11 protein-coding genes and 2 pseudogenes are annotated in these 17,064 nt (G+C 40.4%); 9 read left to right on the top strand and 4 right to left on the bottom strand.

Annotated elements, in window-relative coordinates:
* The first annotated feature begins 177 nt into the window (after positions 1-177).
* From ACSJJG_RS03565 to ACSJJG_RS03525, 9 genes and pseudogenes are all read left to right on the top strand, one after another.
* Entirely contained in the window at positions 178-810 is a 633-nt protein-coding gene (locus tag ACSJJG_RS03565) for a response regulator (protein WP_481088512.1), read from the top strand.
* A gap of 3 nt (positions 811-813) precedes the next feature.
* Positions 814-2,391 carry an MASE1 domain-containing sensor histidine kinase gene (locus tag ACSJJG_RS03560; RefSeq protein ID WP_481088511.1) on the top strand — a complete coding sequence of 526 codons (1,578 nt, stop codon included), beginning with the start codon at positions 814-816 and terminating at the stop codon, positions 2,389-2,391.
* Between the two features lie 66 nt (positions 2,392-2,457).
* Positions 2,458-3,753 carry an MFS transporter family glucose-6-phosphate receptor UhpC gene (uhpC, locus tag ACSJJG_RS03555; RefSeq protein WP_481088510.1) on the top strand — a complete coding sequence of 432 codons (1,296 nt, stop codon included), beginning with the start codon at positions 2,458-2,460 and terminating at the stop codon, positions 3,751-3,753.
* A gap of 173 nt (positions 3,754-3,926) precedes the next feature.
* Positions 3,927-4,128: pseudogene (locus ACSJJG_RS03550) on the top strand (TOBE domain-containing protein); the annotation flags it as partial.
* Between the two features lie 339 nt (positions 4,129-4,467).
* On the top strand, positions 4,468-5,808 hold the full coding sequence (locus ACSJJG_RS03545; RefSeq protein WP_481088509.1) for an MATE family efflux transporter: 1,341 nt from the start codon (positions 4,468-4,470) through the stop codon (positions 5,806-5,808).
* A gap of 434 nt (positions 5,809-6,242) precedes the next feature.
* Positions 6,243-7,436: an IS4 family transposase gene (locus tag ACSJJG_RS03540; protein WP_189761394.1), complete on the top strand. Its 1,194-nt coding sequence runs from the start codon at positions 6,243-6,245 to the stop codon at positions 7,434-7,436.
* Positions 7,437-8,094: 658 nt separating this feature from the next.
* Complete coding sequence (locus ACSJJG_RS03535) at positions 8,095-9,420, top strand: SLC5/6 family protein (RefSeq protein WP_481088508.1); 1,326 nt, start codon at positions 8,095-8,097, stop codon at positions 9,418-9,420.
* An 865-nt stretch (positions 9,421-10,285) separates the two neighbouring features.
* Positions 10,286-10,852 (top strand): annotated as a pseudogene (locus ACSJJG_RS03530) (tyrosine-type DNA invertase); the annotation flags it as partial.
* Between the two features lie 393 nt (positions 10,853-11,245).
* The gene (locus ACSJJG_RS03525; RefSeq protein WP_481088507.1) at positions 11,246-11,677 is read left to right on the top strand and encodes a DUF4123 domain-containing protein; all 432 of its coding nucleotides are present in this window, start codon (positions 11,246-11,248) and stop codon (positions 11,675-11,677) included.
* A 53-nt stretch (positions 11,678-11,730) separates the two neighbouring features.
* Here the strand turns inward: ACSJJG_RS03525 and yjiA are convergent, their stop codons facing one another.
* The 4 genes from yjiA to ACSJJG_RS03505 form a co-directional block, all read right to left on the bottom strand.
* Positions 11,731-12,693, bottom strand: a complete 963-nt coding sequence (yjiA, locus tag ACSJJG_RS03520; RefSeq protein ID WP_481088506.1) for a GTPase — start codon at positions 12,691-12,693, stop codon at positions 11,731-11,733.
* Between the two features lie 20 nt (positions 12,694-12,713).
* A complete protein-coding gene (locus ACSJJG_RS03515; RefSeq protein ID WP_481088505.1) occupies positions 12,714-12,917 on the bottom strand; it encodes a YbdD/YjiX family protein in 204 nt (67 codons plus the stop codon).
* A gap of 143 nt (positions 12,918-13,060) precedes the next feature.
* A complete protein-coding gene (locus tag ACSJJG_RS03510; RefSeq protein WP_481088504.1) occupies positions 13,061-15,214 on the bottom strand; it encodes a carbon starvation CstA family protein in 2,154 nt (717 codons plus the stop codon).
* A gap of 300 nt (positions 15,215-15,514) precedes the next feature.
* Positions 15,515-16,909 (bottom strand): phosphoethanolamine transferase, encoded by a 1,395-nt coding sequence (locus ACSJJG_RS03505; RefSeq protein WP_481088503.1) that lies wholly within the window; start codon positions 16,907-16,909, stop codon positions 15,515-15,517.
* Between the last annotated feature and the right edge of the window lie 155 nt (positions 16,910-17,064).

The raw sequence follows: 17,064 nt of genomic DNA, 5'->3' as shown, positions 1-17,064 counted from the left end.
GAAATAACAATAAAAAAATAATAATAACCAACTGAAATCAATAGGCTTTACCTGCCTTAAACTAAATTTTGTTATCTAACTAACAAATTTACTTTATTTATTTGCATGATTTTTATTTTATGAACATTATGATATCTAAATGATTTATAATAAAACTCCTTACGACATACAATAAAAATGACGATAAAAATTGCCCTCATTGATGATCATGTTGTTGTCCGTTCAGGTTTTGCCCAATTATTGACACTTGAAGATGATATTATAATCGTTGGCCAATACAGCAGTGCCGATGAAGCATGGTCGGATTTACTAAGAAAAACGATTGATATTGTTATCATGGATATCTCCATGCCCAACGAAAGTGGCCTACAGCTTCTGACCCGGCTTCGCCCCACCAACCCAAATTTTCGTACGATCATGTTAAGCATTTATGACACCGCTGCGCTTGTGCAAAGTGCGCTAGATTCAGGTGCACGAGGTTATTTGACGAAATGCTGTGGGCCAGAGGAATTAGTACAGGCCGTCCGGTTAGTCCATCAAGGAAATATTTATCTTTGCGCTCATGCACTAAAAGCACTTCGCCAAAAGCCTCAAGAAATTACAGCACTACACGCTCTGACACCAAGAGAAAGAGAAATTTTTACCCTATTAGTCAATGGGAGCAGTGTAAAAGTAATTGCAGAGCAACTTGAACTTAGCCACAATACAGTTCATGTCCATCGAGCCAGAATTTTAGATAAATTACAATGTAATACCACTATTGATCTAGTTCATTATGCCCTCAAGAATCAAATCATTACGACGAGTTAATCAATGAATGAAAAATTTCTCTTCATTTTACAATCACTGTTCCTTTGTCTATTTTATTCACTGATTTGGATTTCATTATGGGTCATTAGTTTTTATTTTCACAATAGTGGACTACAGGCGACACTATTTTTACCCCAAGGGATACGTTTAGTATTTATGATATTACTGGGGCGGCGTTATCTTCCAATCCTTCTGATGAGTGAAACCTGTATATTGCTGTGGCTAAAAAGCGAGCAACTCATTATATATCCAATCATTCTGCTTTCACCATTTATTAGTGTGATCACAGCACTAACTATTCAAAAGATATGGTGGAATTATTCTCTTTATTGGCAACAGCTTTCTATCTTGTTGGCGGGCGTTATCATTAATAGCCTTTTACAAATCTTGTTTTTAAGCTTTTCGTTACCTGATCAAATCAGCTTTATTTTTCTCTCTTCCTTAACTGGCGGATTTTTACTCTCCCCGTTCATCTATCTGATTTATGTTTATTTATATGAGAAATATTGGAAGAATCAGCATACCAAAGCCGATATACCCGAACCACAATTAAGAACATCCTTGCTAATGTGGTGTTTCCTGTTTAGTTTACTGGGAATAAGTGGCCAATATCTTCTATCCTCGGAAATAGAGTGGTTACTGTCAATTTTAGTCTTTATTCCTAATATATTCATGGCTTATCATTATGGTTGGCAAGGCGGTGTTCTCTCCGCATTGTTAGGAAGTTTACTCGTCACTTCTGCCCGTCAATTCAATGGCTCATTCAGTGAATTACAGGAATTGGAGATTTTTTTAACCACTCAGGCTTTATTAGGGATAGGGCTTGGTATTGCCATCAGTCGCCAGCAACAATTGGCAGGTAGCCTAACCTATCAAAAACAGTTGGCAAATAATTTAAACCGTTATCGTGAACGATTAGAAAAAGAGTTAGCAACACGCCATATTTTGATGCAAAAATTAGTACATACAGAAGAAGATATTCGTAAAAATATTGCCAGAGAACTTCATGATGCCATTGGACAAAATATAACTGCCATTCAAATTCAATCTATGCTAATAAAGCGTACTTCAACGTTATCATTAGCTCATAAATCTGCCGAACAGATTAATCAACTCTCCCAACAAATACATCAAACGACTCGTCAACTGCTGCGTGAACTTCGCCCACCTGCACTTGACGAAATGTCTCTTGAGCAATCAATTCATCACTTAATAAATGAGTTTGCTTTTGAAGAACAACACATTTGCTGCCATTTTGATTACCAGTTACCACACACTCCCAGTGATAACACGATCACTCTGACACTTTATAGGCTGATTCAAGAATTACTGAACAATATCAGTAAACATGCTAACGCCAACCAAATAGACATTACATTAAAGCAAAAAAGAAATTTAATTGTGCTTCAGATTGGCGATAACGGTATTGGTATTATTAATGATAAAAAAAATACGGGATTTGGGCTTAAGGGTATTGAAGAACGTGTCCGGGCACTCGGAGGCCATTGGAGGCTCAAAATCCAACAAGGAACCCATGTCATTATATATTTACCAATAGATTCAGGCAGTGATACTGAATAACAAACTATCCTCTTTGGGACGGCTAAAGCAACAACGACTATTCGTATCTTTTTTATGGAGGCACTAATGCAAGGCACCAGCCATAAGCAAATATCACAACATTATCGTTATTGGCGAAGCCATTTGCTCATGTCAATGATTATAGGCTATTCCGCATTCTACCTAACTCGCAAAAGTTTGAATGTCGTTATGCCAGCCATGCAGCTGGAATTGGCTCTTAATAAAACTGATATTGGATGGATAACCAGTTTATTTTACCTTGCATATGGCAGTTCAAAATTTTTTTCCGGCATTTTTCACGATCATACTGGTTATCGCTGGTTCATGGGGATAGGGCTATTAATGACAGGAGTACTAAATATTATTTTTACCTTCTGCTCATCACTGCCTTCCTTACTCTTTGTCTGGACGTTGAATGGCTTTTTTCAGGGATGGGGATGGCCAACATGTGCTCGACTTCTCACTCACTGGTATTCGCGTAATGAGCGAGGTTTCTGGTGGGGCTGCTGGAATATATCTATCAATATAAGTGGTATTTTTCTGCCATTATTGTCTGCATTTTTAGCAAATTATTATGGTTGGCGCGCGGCATTATTCGTTCCTGGACTCATTAGCATTGTGCTTGGAATTTGGTTATGCCGGAGAATACGGGGAATTCCACAGGAACATGGTTTACCTAGCGTAGGGCATTGGCGACAAGATACTATGGAACTACGGCAAGAACGATTGTCTTTACCCATGCCCATGATAAAAATCCTAAAGGAAACCATTTTATTCAACCGTACCATCTGGCTCCTTGGTTTTTCTTATATCCTCGTCTATTTCATTAGGATCGCAATTAATGACTGGGGTAATTTATGGTTATTAGAAAAACATGGAGCTAACTTACTGAATGCCAATGCCACCCTATCACTATTTGAACTGGGAGGATTATTAGGTGCTCTTTGTTCTGGATGGGGCTCTGATTTATTATTTCGCAGTCAACGTACACCAGTAATTCTACTATTTTCTCTCGGCCTTTTCTTTTCTATGGCCGCGCTCTGGTTAATTCCTATAAATAATTATGTACTATTATCTATCTGTATTTTTAGTATTGGCTTTTTTGTATTTGGTCCCCAGATGTTAATAGGCCTTTCAGCAACTGAACACTGCCACAAAAAAGCGGCAGGTACGGTAACTGGATATTTAGGATTGTATGCCTATTATGGTGCTGCAATTGCTGGTTGGCCATTAAGCCAAGTCATTGACCACTATGATTGGACAGGCATGTTTGCTTTGCTGACTCTTGCAGCCGCTGTGATGGGGTTATTACTGATGCCAATGTTAATGGCTGACGTCAGTAAAGAGTATAAAGCATACTGATAACAGAATGATATCGCTGTAGTGTTCAAGTAAATTGAACACTACACGATTAGAACAACACTATATTATTAACACAATAAAATTAAGTCTCAGGATCACTGAAATACATCTATAAAAATTATTATCAAAAAACAGTTAACACATTGCATTCGCCCTGAAGCCATTACCTTTGGCAAGGCAGTGAAAGCCGGCGCTGTAAGGTCAATCATGTCGCGTATATGGGAGCACAATATGAAGTAACGGTTGACTGCATGGACAAACGCTGCTATTGCAAGTCAATGCCACTCAGCTACAACCCAAAGTTGATGAAGATTATTATCTGGAAATTAAACACCAATCGGGATGTTTGTTTTGGACGAGGAGACACATGCTTAGGCTTAACAAAACTCAACGGTAAGACGGCAAGGCAGGAAAGCGCCGAAGGTCACGCGAAAAAATAACAAACTCATAACCAAATTTACCGTGTTTATCAGACTCTTTTGGAAAATAATTCCACAACACCTGACTCCTGCGGATGGAAAAGTTAACAAAACAAAAACCAATACCTACAGACCTTAAAAAAAAACACCGATAATTGCCGCAGGGAGATTAAGACATAAATCGCTTGCTCTGCCTATCAAATCACCAATAAACCCTGTAAAATCAACTATGCTTTCTGGGTATGTCTCACCGCAAAAGACCCTTCATTTCACTTCTAATAAATAGGTTTTACTAATGCATCAGTCTGATGTTGTTGATCGCTCGCTTTTTTCATTAAGCTGGCCGATTTTCATTGATATCTTTCTGCATATGGCGACGTTATTAATCAATACGTATATGGTCAGCCATATTTCTACTGCTTACCTTGCTGCAATGGGAGTGGGTAATCATGTTTTTGATCTCTTTATTACAATTTTTAACTTCATTAGCGTAGGTTGCAGTGTTGTCATCGCGCAATATCTGGGATCAGGGAAACGCAATAAAGCAGGTCAGGCGATTCATATTTCCATCGCCTTTAATTTTCTGTTGGGTTTCAGTTGTGCGCTGATCACCGTGTTCTTCGGTTATAAGATCCTGCATCTCATGAACCTGCCTGAAAATCTGATGGAAGATGGGTTCGCTTATCTGCATGTTCTTGGTATCTGTCTGATCCCCGAAGCGATTTCAATTATTCTGGCCGCCTGTATGCGGGTTTATGGCAAGTCGAAATCGGCCATGTATGTCACGCTGATTGCCAACTTGCTTACCATTATCGGCAATATGATCGTGTTGTATGGATTCTTTGGACTGCCTCAATATGGGCTTGAAGGCGTAGCGTGGTCTACGGTATTTGGCCGTACTGTGGCTGTTATTCTGCTCTTCGGATTACTGTTTTGGGGTTTGAAGCTCAAACTCGAACCTAAATTGCTCGTGAACTGGTCCAAGAATATATTGGGAAAAATCCTGCACGTCGGTTTACCCGCCGCAGGTGAAAATTTGGTGTGGATCCTGCAATATATGACTGCACAGGCATTTATCGGCCTGATGGGTGAAATGTCTCTGGCCGCGCAAACGCTGTACTTCCAGCTATCTCTGTTCATTATGTTGTTTGGTATCTCTATCAGCATTGGCAATGAGATTATGGTTGGTCACCTTGTTGGAGCAAAGCGTTTTGAAGATGCCTATCTTCGAGGGTTGAAGAGCCTGAGAATTGGTGTGATTGTTACAGTAGGCATCGTCTTAATGTTCTGGATTTTCAGGGAGCCGCTTCTCTATATCATGACAGAAGATCAGAAGATTGTTGAACTTCTGCTGCCTTTGTTCCTGCTCTCGGTATTTTTGGAACCAGGACGCACTTTCAACATTGTGATGGTCAATGCCCTGCGTGCTTCCGGTGATGCACGTTTTCCACTCTATACTGCATTGATTTGTATGTGGGGAATATCTATTCCAGTCGGTTATTTTCTGGGAATTACTATGGGCATGGGGATATTGGGGATCTGGATAGGATTCTTCTGTGATGAGTGGATCCGTGGGTTAGTGAACGCCTGGCGTTGGAAGTCTAAAAAATGGCAAACCAAGCGATTGAATGTCTAGTTAAAAAATAACAGTAACAATAAGTGCATACACATTAAACTTCAAGCTGCGATTTACAACACGATATCACACGCATCTTGAAGTTAGATTGGTATAAAAAATGCCGCAAATAAACTTGCGGCATTTTAATCAAAGATGGGTTTGACTAATAATTGCATAGTAACTTGAACAAGTTTCTCATTAATATGTTATTCAGTCTTTATCTGATAACTTAATTTCAAGACTGTGAAAAAATAAAAAACAGGGCTATTTCCGTTTTATTTTATAAATAACATTATCCGCTTTGTTTTTATTAATACCAAGTCTATATACCAATCGTCTTTCAAGATGCGTCTTATATCTCCCCGCATAGCGCTGAGGAATCCCCAGAAAATAGACAAGCATAGCGTTGTGTGATCTACTGATTGTTCCACCAAGTCAATAGGGTCACTGCTATGCCTGCACGTCAAGTATGCCATAACTTCTTCAAAGATGCCTTAGCGCCGTTTCATCAATATCGTCAGAACGCATTAATCGATGCCACTACCGCTTTAATTAATGGGGCTTCTCTGACGTTAACCAGTATAGGACGTTTTTTGCCCGGAAAGGCTCACGTCAAACATAAAATTAAACGCGTTGACCGATTACTCGGTAATGAAGCACTCCATAGAGATATTCCTGATATTTTTCGTCACATTATCGCCATGCTGACTGAACCGCTATCACTGTGTGTGATTGCTGTTGATTGGAGTGGATATCCATCACAAGAACATCATGTACTGCGCGCGAGTTTGATTTGTGATGGACGCTCAATCCCTTTGTTAAGTCAAATAGTTCCGTCATGCGAGCAACAAAATTCAAAGATACAGAAGGTGTTTCTTGACAGTTTAGCGCAAGCCGTTAACCCTAAAGCCAGAGTCCTTATTATCACCGATGCCGGTTTTCAAAATGCCTGGTTTAAGCATATAAAAACACTCGGTTGGGATTTTGTCGGACGCATTCGGGGAAATACGCAATTAAGGCTTGAGAAATACGGTGAGCTTTGGTTTAAACGACAAGCGTTAAAAGCCACGGAAACCCCCCAATTTTTGGGCATGGGGACATTATCAAAAGCAAAATATGCACGTTGTGATGGTTTCTTCTATCTCCATAAGAGACCCAATAAAGGTAGAAAATTTAAAAAGTCACGCTACCGAATGGAACGAATGTCGCAGGTGAAAGATGGACGTTCGTCAGCCAAAGAACCCTGGCTAATTTTTACCAGCATGGATGATTTTAAACCTCGGCAGGTCATGAAATTATACAGCCGAAGAATGCAAATAGAGCAAAATTTTAGAGATGAAAAGAGCGAGCGTTTTGGATTTGGACTCAGGGCGAGTTATAGCCAAGGCGCTGGTCGTTTATCCGTATTGAGCCTGCTTGCTACACTCAGCTCAATTGTCCTTTGGCTGATTGGATTTTATGCTGAAAACCAAGGGTTACACCTCCATTATCAGGCAAATAGTCTCAAATCAAGAAGGGTCATCTCTTACCTGACATTAGCGGAGAATGTATTACGCCATTCCCCGCTAATATTATTTGAAATAGTTCTTAATCAACTCCTCAAATACCTCGCCAAAATCTACCAAAATATGGTTTTGATTTATTAGCACCGTTTTGTGGGGATCCCTCAGCGCATAGCGGGGAGATATAAACAATCACATTGATTTGAAGTTGGATTGGTATAGTAAAATAAGGCCTTACCAATTAAGTATTAATTTTCCTTTATTTTTCATCGAGAAACAGGATGACACATAGTTTAATCCTATTTCACTAAATAGCGTTTCAAAATGATAGGAATATTCCTTACGCCGCGCGGGGTAAGGAAAGCCAACATCTGATATTCTCAGTATTATGGAAACCTATTTATACCAATCTAACTTCAAGATGCATATTGTTTCTCCCCGCAAAGCGAGTGAGAAACAATAAGTTATGTTGTCTTACAATGAGTAACTTGAAAGGTAACGCGTATAGTAAAAAATTCTATACGCATTAAACTTCAAGCTGCAATTTACAACACGATATGAAACCTGATATCTCCCCGCTTCGCGGGGAGATATCACACGCATCTTGAAGTTAGATTGGTATAGATTAATCCTTTGAATTACAGCATAATATTAACGATAAAAAGGATTTAATCCTGACAACGTGTTTTTGACAATTTTCTTTTTTGCGCAGTTTCCCTTTGTAATTTCTTCTTCATGAAAAAGTTGTTCTCCTTGGAATCACATTGACGATCAGCAAACGACAATTCACTTATTAAAAGATATGAAAACAGCAACAAACAACAATGATGTCACGCCACAGTTATCTCCATCGGCCAAACGAGCCAACATGACGGAGGCTGAGTGGAAAAAAGCAATAAAATTTGACCATATCGATACCGGTTGGGTCATTATGAGTATTGGTATGGCAATCGGAGCCGGAATTGTTTTCTTGCCTGTTCAGGTTGGATTGATGGGATTGTGGGTTTTCCTCCTCTCTTCCATTATTGGTTATCCTGCCATGTATCTCTTTCAGCGACTCTTCATCAACACCCTTGCCGAGTCACCAGAATGCAAAGATTATCCTAGTGTTATTAGTGGTTATCTTGGTAAAAATTGGGGCATTCTGTTAGGAATACTCTACTTTATTATGCTGGTGATCTGGATGTTTGTTTATTCCACCGCGATAACCAATGATAGTGCTTCTTACCTGCAAACATTTGGGATCACTGATGAATTAATATCGAAAAATCCGCTTTATGGATTGGTATTAATCTGTGTATTAGTCGCTATCTCTTCCCGTGGTGAACAATTACTGTTCAAAATATCCAGCCTGATGGTCATAACAAAGTTATTTGTTATCGCAGCATTAGGATTTTCCATGATCGGTATGTGGCATCTTTACAATATCGGGGCATTGCCTCCCTTGGGGCTATTGATCAAACAAGCCATCATCACGTTACCTTTTACGCTCACGTCCATCCTGTTTATCCAAACACTTAGCCCAATGGTGATTTCTTATCGCAATCGGGAGAAAAACCGTGAAGTTGCCCGTCACAAGGCACTGCGAGCTATGAACATTGCCTTTGGTATCCTGTTTTGTACGGTATTTTTCTATGCTATCTCTTTTACGCTGGCAATGGGACATGACGAAGCACTCAAAGCCTATGAACAGAATATTTCAGCATTAGCCATTGCCGCCCAATTCTTTCCCGGCGGTTGGGTTATTGCCGTCAGTATCATGCTCAATGTCTTTGCCGTGATGACTGCGTTTTTTGGTGTTTACCTTGGGTTTCGCGAAGCCAGCCAAGGCATTGCCATGAATATTCTTAGTCGCCTGGTGCCTGCCGAAAAGATCAATGAAAAGTGGGTACAAAAAGGCATCATGGTTTTTGCCATCTTATTGTCATGGGGCGCGATCCTCCTGAATGCCCCAGTATTAAGTTTTACTTCTATTTGTAGCCCAATATTTGGCATTGTTGGCTGCCTTATTCCGGCTTATTTGGTCTACAAGCTCCCTGGACTGCACCATTACAAAGGGATATCGCTCATCTTGATCATCTTTACTGGGATCTTGCTATGTATTTCCCCTTTCCTGGCCTTCTCCTGATATGAGGGCTTATTATTAAGGTTTACCCAGTGCGCCCTAAATCCTCGTCTTTCTAGTTAGGGGATATAAGGCGCATTCAACTAATCAACGCCCTACAAAATTCTACTTCATTTATTCATTAAATAATCCTTTTAATGATGACGCTATATTTAATTAATCATGAAAAATATCTATTTAATTAAATTGCACAAAATGAACAAAAAACGACCGCCCAGCTCAATCCAAACAAAGATATAATAAATATTGGAAACTATAACCAATGTTACCAAGTTAACGAAAACCCTTATTTTAACCTAATGTTATTTCAAGCATTATCCCTTGATCTCCCTCAATATTTCTCCTTTTTTATCCAAAAAACGCAGTAAATCAGGATAAAAATCCAATATCAAACAAAAAATAAAAATATTGTTTCAAAAACACCAAGTAAAAGTTAATTTTCAATCAATAATAAGGCGTTATCTAAACAAATTAGATAAATCATTTACTTTTTCCACTAAATGCAGTAAAAATACAAACCCAGTACACTTAAAAGGATTTTTAAAAGAATAAAAAACTAAAAAACAAACCAAGCTAAATGATTAGTTGTAAAGTTCAATAGAGCTGTTTTTATATATGGAATTCTATTTATGATTGCCTCATTCTGTGTATCAGAATCACATAACACGTATTTATACGATTTCAATTAGCATTTTCATTAAAAATAAGACAAAAATAAGCAGCAATTTTTTTATTTGCGTTATTCCAATTAAATTAATCTGGTATTTAGCTAATCATATTTAAAAAAAACTAATGTTTTGTTGTATTCGATTAACTTAAATACCTCGCTATTCACAATTTATCTCTCTGATTTCATAGGAATGATAATTTCATGAAACAACGTAAGTTTTTAACCCGATACGAAATAGACGCAATTTTGGCAGCAACAAAACAAGGACGTCACGCAGAGCGGGATTATTGCATGCTGTTAATGTGTTTCATTCACGGCTTTAGAGTAAGTGAGTTATGTAATCTATGCCTATCTGATCTCGATTTGAATTCAGCGATCATTCACATCAGACGGTTAAAAGGTGGGCTTTCAACCACACATCCTTTAATTCCAGAGGAAATTGAAGCGTTAAATAAGTGGCTAGATATTCGTCAAAAATGGCGTGAAGCCGATTCTCCGTGGGTATTTCTCTCCCAAAAATCGGGTCCTGTTTCACGGCAACAAGTTTATGGTTTATTAAAACGTTATGGAAAGCAGGCATCTGTCAGTGTTTCTCCACATCCGCATATGTTAAGGCACGCTTGTGGTTATGCTTTAGCTGATCTCGGTCGCGATACCCGCTTGATTCAAGACTATCTCGGACACCGTAATATTTCGCATACTGTAATTTACACCGCCAGTAATGTGAAACGTTTTTCCAGAATTTGGGAGTCTCACTCTAAATAGTTGTGTTATTTTTTCTGCTGTTTTCACTAACATGATCGGTTATTGTAACAATCTCCACTAATTAATTTGTGGAGATTGCCGACAGGCAAAATAGACAATGCCATGTACATCTAAGATAAATTACTATTTTATACGCATGACAAACCTGATTTGTAAATAAATTTTATTTTTATTGTTTTCCATCTGTTAAATAACCTAAGTTTATTCTTTAAAAAAACTTAAGTCCAACAGGTCAATATATAAATTTTATTTAAACTTGAGCAGCGAATTTATATAAATAACTTCACTGCTCAATAAGAAATAAAAATTATCACCCGCTATTTTACTTGCTGCGGCAAGTGAGGGTTCGATGTTCGTCGCCCATTGCCCCATGAAAGATAAGGAGAAGCAGGAATGAGTCAGGCAAAACGTTACGCGATTATTGATGGCGCGGCAGAACCCGATTTGTTTTTGGCGCTGGAACGCTACGATCCGCCTTCGGCCTGCCTTTATGGTGAACCCCTTCAGCCAGAGCTGGTTAAAATCGCGCCTTATCTGGTGCAGGTTACTGAAGAAGTCAAAATCTGGCTGGAATGCCGCCGCACGCCGTGGGGAATTTTCATCCATAGTGAAGCGGATATGAAAACCGTGCGCCAGCATTTACGCAAATACCTGCAAGTACTGCTTCCCCGGCAGGATAAACCGGTCTTTTTCCGTTTTTACGACCCGCGCAATATCTGGGATTTTCTTGGTGTCCTGAGTGACTGGGAACTGCATTGCTTTTTAGGTCCATATCACGCATTACAACACGCTATCTCGAAGTCGAACGTACGGATAACTTTGTAAAAAGCAGAGAGCCTTTTCCATTAAAATTCCACAAAAATTGATTACTCAATCAATTATTCTTCAACCAATTCCGCAAATTTTTCACGGATTTTCTGTTCTGGCAGATCTATACCAATAAAAACCAGCACACTTTCACGTACTTCATTATCGCGCCATTCCCTATCCCAATCTGCGCTATACAGACGCTGAACCCCTTGAAACAGTAACCGACGAGGTTCTTCTTTGATAGCAAGAATGCCTTTGTATCGCAGGAAATTATCCGCAAAACTCAGTAATAGCTCTTCCATCAGGTTAGAAATTTCTGGCAGTTCAACTGGATACGCCAAGTTAATGACAATCGACTGAACCGAGTTTTGTTGTTTGGGTAAAAATCGAAAAATAGGTGTCGAAACCGACAGTTTGTCATTCAACATAAAACCTTCGATATCGAACAGTAAGTCTAAATCTGCTTCACCTTGAATAACTTTGTGGATGGGTGCTCTGGCATTGATTCGCTGCAAACGTTCAACTAAGGCATCATGAACGGGAGCAACATCTGTTTTGGTTAAAAGAATGCTGTCTGCATATCCTACCTGTGCCTGTGCAATGGAAAAACGATCTAACTGCTGTTCCGCATGAACCACATCCACCAGCGTAATAATGCCATCGAGCAAAAAACGCTGACACAAAATTTCATGGGAAAAGAAAGTTTGCGTAATCGGACCAGGATCAGCCATGCCCGTACATTCGATAATCAAGCGGCCAAAGTTGATCTGCCCTTTATCCAAGCTATCCAGCAAGTCCAATAATGCATCTTCCAGCTCATTCGAACGACTACAACAGATGCATCCGTTACTTAATGTCTTAATCTGAGTTGCCCGATCACCAATCAATTCATTATCAATAGGGACTTCACCAAATTCATTTTCAATGACGGCGATTTTATAACCATGATTGGCATTAAGGATATGACGCAGCAGCGTCGTTTTGCCTGAACCCAAAAAACCGCTCAGGATCGTGACTGATATTGGTTGCATTTTCGTTTCCCAATTTTTCACTAACAGCAACGCATCCCGCCTTTGCCATCGCCACCATAGCGAGCATTCTGACGTTCGCGAAAAAATTCTTCATAAGACATATAAGGCTTATCTGGGTGGTTTTCCTTCATATGTTGTACATAGGTGTCATAGTCAGGAACGCCCACCAACATGCGGGCAGCCTGCCCCAAATACTTGCCTGCCCGACCAAGGTTATCAAACATAAATTGTTCTCCAAGGCTTGTTCTTTGTTCTATAAGGAATAGCTTCCCAATAAAAAATACCCCACATAATACAAAGTCAATTATGTGGGGTATAGCGGTTACTGATACGGAATGATTGGGTCGGTATCAGTTTTCGTATCGCATCAGTGCGTAGAAGAGACTTTCACCCCACCTTCAGGAACCGGAACATAAGGCGTTTCATTATCGGTACGCTCTGGGTTCTTACTTGCTTTGATCGCCGTTTTGATACCATAAATAATGATGCTATACACCACGATTAGGAACAAAATACTTAAGCCCGCATTGGTGTAATTGTTTATAACAATATGGTTCATGTTACTGATTTGCTGAACTGTTAATTCTGCACCACCTTCGGCAATCCGCTGCTTGTATTCTTTCGCCAGAAAGAAGAAGCCTTCAAGCCGTGGGTTATCACTGAATAATTTCAGCCCCAACGCCCATGTGGTACAAATCAACAACCAAACCGCAGGAATAACCGTTACCCAGATATATCGGGTGCGTTTCATCTTGATTAAGACAACCGTACCCAATACCAACGCAACGGCGGCCAACATCTGGTTGGAGATACCAAATAGCGGCCACAAGCTCTTGACGCCACCCAATGGATCAACCACACCTTGATACAGCAAATAACCCCATAAGCCGACACAACCGGCTGTACCAATAATACCCGCAATCAAAGAGTCCGTTTTTTTCAGGAATGGAACAAAGTTACCCAGAAGATCCTGCAACATGAAACGGCCAGAGCGTGTACCTGCATCCAGCGCCGTCAGAATAAACAACGCTTCAAACAGAATACCAAAATGATACCAAAAGCCCATGTCTGCCGCAGGCATGATCTGATGGAATACATGGGCAATACCCACTGCCAAGGTTGGCGCTCCCCCTGCGCGGTTCAGAACGGATGGCTCACCAATGTCTTTTGCCGTTTGCAGAATTTGATCGGGTGAAATAACAAAGCCCCAGGAACTGACGGTCGCTGCCGCATGGCTCGTGACTTCTTGCAAAGAGGCCATGATCATTGGCGCTTCGGCAGTACCCAAATTATGCAAATCAGGCATGGTAATGCCCAGTGCTGCCGGCGGGGTATTCATCGCAAAATACAGGCCTGGCTCAATGATGGATGCAGCAACCAATGCCATGATCGCCACAAACGATTCCATTAACATCGCACCGTAACCAATGAAGCGAGCATCTTTTTCATTTGCCAACAGTTTAGGTGTCGTCCCCGAAGAGATCAGGGCATGGAAACCAGACACCGCGCCACAAGCAATAGTAATGAACAAGAATGGGAACAACGTTCCTTTCCAGACTGGCCCTGTACCATCAATATATTGTGTGACGGCTGGCATTTTCAGTTCAGGGTTCAGGATGACAATCCCAATTGCAAGACCAACAATAACCCCTATTTTCAGGAAGGTTGCCAGATAATCACGTGGCGCCAAAATAAGCCAGACGGGCAATAATGCAGAGATAAAGGCATACCCGATCAGTGCATAAGTGATGGTGGTATCTTTGAAAGTCAGCGCGGGTCCCCAGTAAGGATCTGCGGCGACAACGCCACCTAACCAAATGGCGGCAATCAGCAGGAAAATACCGATCACAGAGACTTCACCCACACGCCCCGGACGGATATATCGCATGTAGATCCCCATGAAAAGCGCAATTGGTACTGTTGAGCAAACAGTAAATACGCCCCACGGACTTTCCGCCAATGCTTTCACGACGATTAAGGCTAGTACCGCCAGAATGATGATCATGATTAAGAAGCAACCAAACAGGGCGATTGTGCCTGGCACGCGCCCCATCTCTTCCTTGACGATCTCACCCAGTGATGCCCCATTACGGCGGGAGGAGATAAACAGCACCATAAAGTCCTGTACCGCTCCGGCAAGCACTACCCCTGCCAATAGCCACAATGTTCCTGGCAGATAACCAACCTGTGCCGCCAATACCGGCCCTACCAACGGACCCGCCCCTGCAATGGCGGCAAAATGGTGACCAAACAGGACATTTTTGTTGGTGGGAACATAGTTCAAGCCATCATTATTGACAACAGCAGGCGTTGCTCGCGTGGCATCCAGCTTCATCACCTTCGTAGCGATGTACAGACTGTAATACCGATAAGCAACCAAATAAACGGCTACGGAAGCGACTATGATCCACAAAGCACTAACGTGTTCTCCCCGGCGCAGCGCAACGACTCCAAGACAGAATGCACCAATTATCCCCAATATCATCCAGGGGATATGTTTTAACAATTTATTATTCTTCATAAAACTTCCTTTTCCACAGTAAGACGAACAGCAAGTCATTATTTAATTTTTACTTCCTTCTCCATAAACCGACCATCTACAGCCGGCAGGAAGCGATACCCATTAAAAGGTATATACTCCTCGTCACACTGCACTATGATATAAAACTCTCCCTGATAAGAGGGAGAGGATCTTACTCAGCGGTTGAATACCAACATTAAGCGGTCAAAATCCCCCAATCAGTGGTTCATACATATAGAGCATGAGCCGGGTTTTGTGAGGTAACTCACTTCCTCAATAAATTGCAAGACGAAGGTATATTCACCAATCGAAGTTAATAGCGTCATCCTTTAGGTGATTAAAGTCTTTATATTCGTTACTGAATGAAATCACGGTATGTTGGTTCGGACACGCTTGGTTGGAAAACCAAGCACATTTGGATACCAGGCGAGGTTCTTCAATTCCCAACCATGTGGATAACATAGACAGTAGATTCAAACCGCTGCGGTGAGCATCTATGATATTTTTGTTTGCTGTGTTCTTGTCGGCATTTTTAATGCCATAGTCATAACCGGTAATAATAAAGGGAACTTGATAGTTCTGCTTATTACTATCGTTATGGGTCAGATTCTCGCTATCTGTATTCTTATTCACAAGCGACAAACCATGATCCGCAAAGTAAAGCATTGTCCAGTGCAATTGATTTTTATTGGCAATACTTTCAATGTCAGCCAGCAGGCTGTCCGTATTATGAATACTCTGGAGATAACATGAAATATTTTTGGAATGAAAATAGATGCCGTATTTATCATTCGTTCTGGTGCAAGGTTGTGGATGCGAACCCATTAAGTGAATAATAATCAGTTTCTTTTTTTGCTCACTCTTCCCTAATGCTTTGCGAATATAAGGCAATAAATTTTCATCCGGCATATAACTGCGATCATCTGAATTGCCTTCTTTTAGAAAAGTATAATGAGTGGCCTGCTGACCAATCAGTGCTACAGGAGAATCAAACCCTCCCTTCATTCCCTGGTTGGACAGCCAGTACGTTTCAAATCCCGCTTTTTTCGCCAGTGAAACAATACTGTTGTTCAGTTGAATTTCATTTGCTTCACGAACTGCCAGAGAGTTAGTCAACGATAACTGTGTCGATGGTGCCGCAGAAATATAGTTGGTTAACACGGTGGCATTTGCGTTATCCAACCAAGAGGTATTTTTATCCGGGAACCCATAGACACTCATAAAATCTTTTCGGACGCTCTCACCGATCACCATGATATAGGTATCGTATTTCTCTTCTTTCACCACTGGCTGCCAGTCATCCCGATATTTAATGATCTTGGCAAATCGGTGATTTTCTGACATGACTTGCTTGTAGCTCTGATAGACATCACTGAAAAAGCGAACTTCCGGTAAGCTGGTATTCAAAAGTTCCGAGCTATCTTCAAAACCCGATTTTATATACCCTTTGGCTGGGGACCAGAAAGCCGAAATAAAAAACAGGGTAAACAGCCACTTTTTACTTTTGCCTGTTAAGGTGACATTTAGCTTAAGTGAAAATATCATCAGAACAAAAATAGCTATAGCAGTTAAATATGTTGAAACAGAAAGGCCACTAATATATTCCGCCGTTTCATTCCTATTTGTATAGATTAATGATCCCACCGCATTGATGTCTGGATAACCGTAATTGAGGCCAATTGGGGTATAGAGCATTCCTGTCAAGGAAAAAAAAGCAATCAAAAAGATATATATTCGTCTACTGATAGCAGCCAAAAATAAAAAGAGTGCAAAGGCACTAAAGACATATATGAGTTTTAATTGATACCCCAAACATTTATGTATCAGAAAAATAAGAAAAAAGAGAACAA

The organism is Xenorhabdus sp. SGI 60 (assembly GCF_056632175.1).
Note: the sequence above shows the minus strand (reverse complement) of the source record. Positions and strands in the feature narration are given on the sequence as shown.

Coding starts and splice junctions, on each gene's coding strand:
- ACSJJG_RS03515 (WP_481088505.1), bottom strand. CDS start 12,917: ATGTTTGATAACCTTGGTCGGGCAGGCAAGTATTTGGGGCAGGCTGCC.
- yjiA (WP_481088506.1), bottom strand. CDS start 12,693: ATGCAACCAATATCAGTCACGATCCTGAGCGGTTTTTTGGGTTCAGGC.
- ACSJJG_RS03560 (WP_481088511.1), top strand. CDS start 814: ATGAATGAAAAATTTCTCTTCATTTTACAATCACTGTTCCTTTGTCTA.
- ACSJJG_RS03525 (WP_481088507.1), top strand. CDS start 11,246: ATGAGTCAGGCAAAACGTTACGCGATTATTGATGGCGCGGCAGAACCC.
- uhpC (WP_481088510.1), top strand. CDS start 2,458: ATGCAAGGCACCAGCCATAAGCAAATATCACAACATTATCGTTATTGG.
- ACSJJG_RS03535 (WP_481088508.1), top strand. CDS start 8,095: ATGAAAACAGCAACAAACAACAATGATGTCACGCCACAGTTATCTCCA.
- ACSJJG_RS03510 (WP_481088504.1), bottom strand. CDS start 15,214: ATGAAGAATAATAAATTGTTAAAACATATCCCCTGGATGATATTGGGG.
- ACSJJG_RS03545 (WP_481088509.1), top strand. CDS start 4,468: ATGCATCAGTCTGATGTTGTTGATCGCTCGCTTTTTTCATTAAGCTGG.
- ACSJJG_RS03540 (WP_189761394.1), top strand. CDS start 6,243: ATGCCTGCACGTCAAGTATGCCATAACTTCTTCAAAGATGCCTTAGCG.
- ACSJJG_RS03565 (WP_481088512.1), top strand. CDS start 178: ATGACGATAAAAATTGCCCTCATTGATGATCATGTTGTTGTCCGTTCA.
- ACSJJG_RS03505 (WP_481088503.1), bottom strand. CDS start 16,909: ATGCTCTATACCCCAATTGGCCTCAATTACGGTTATCCAGACATCAAT.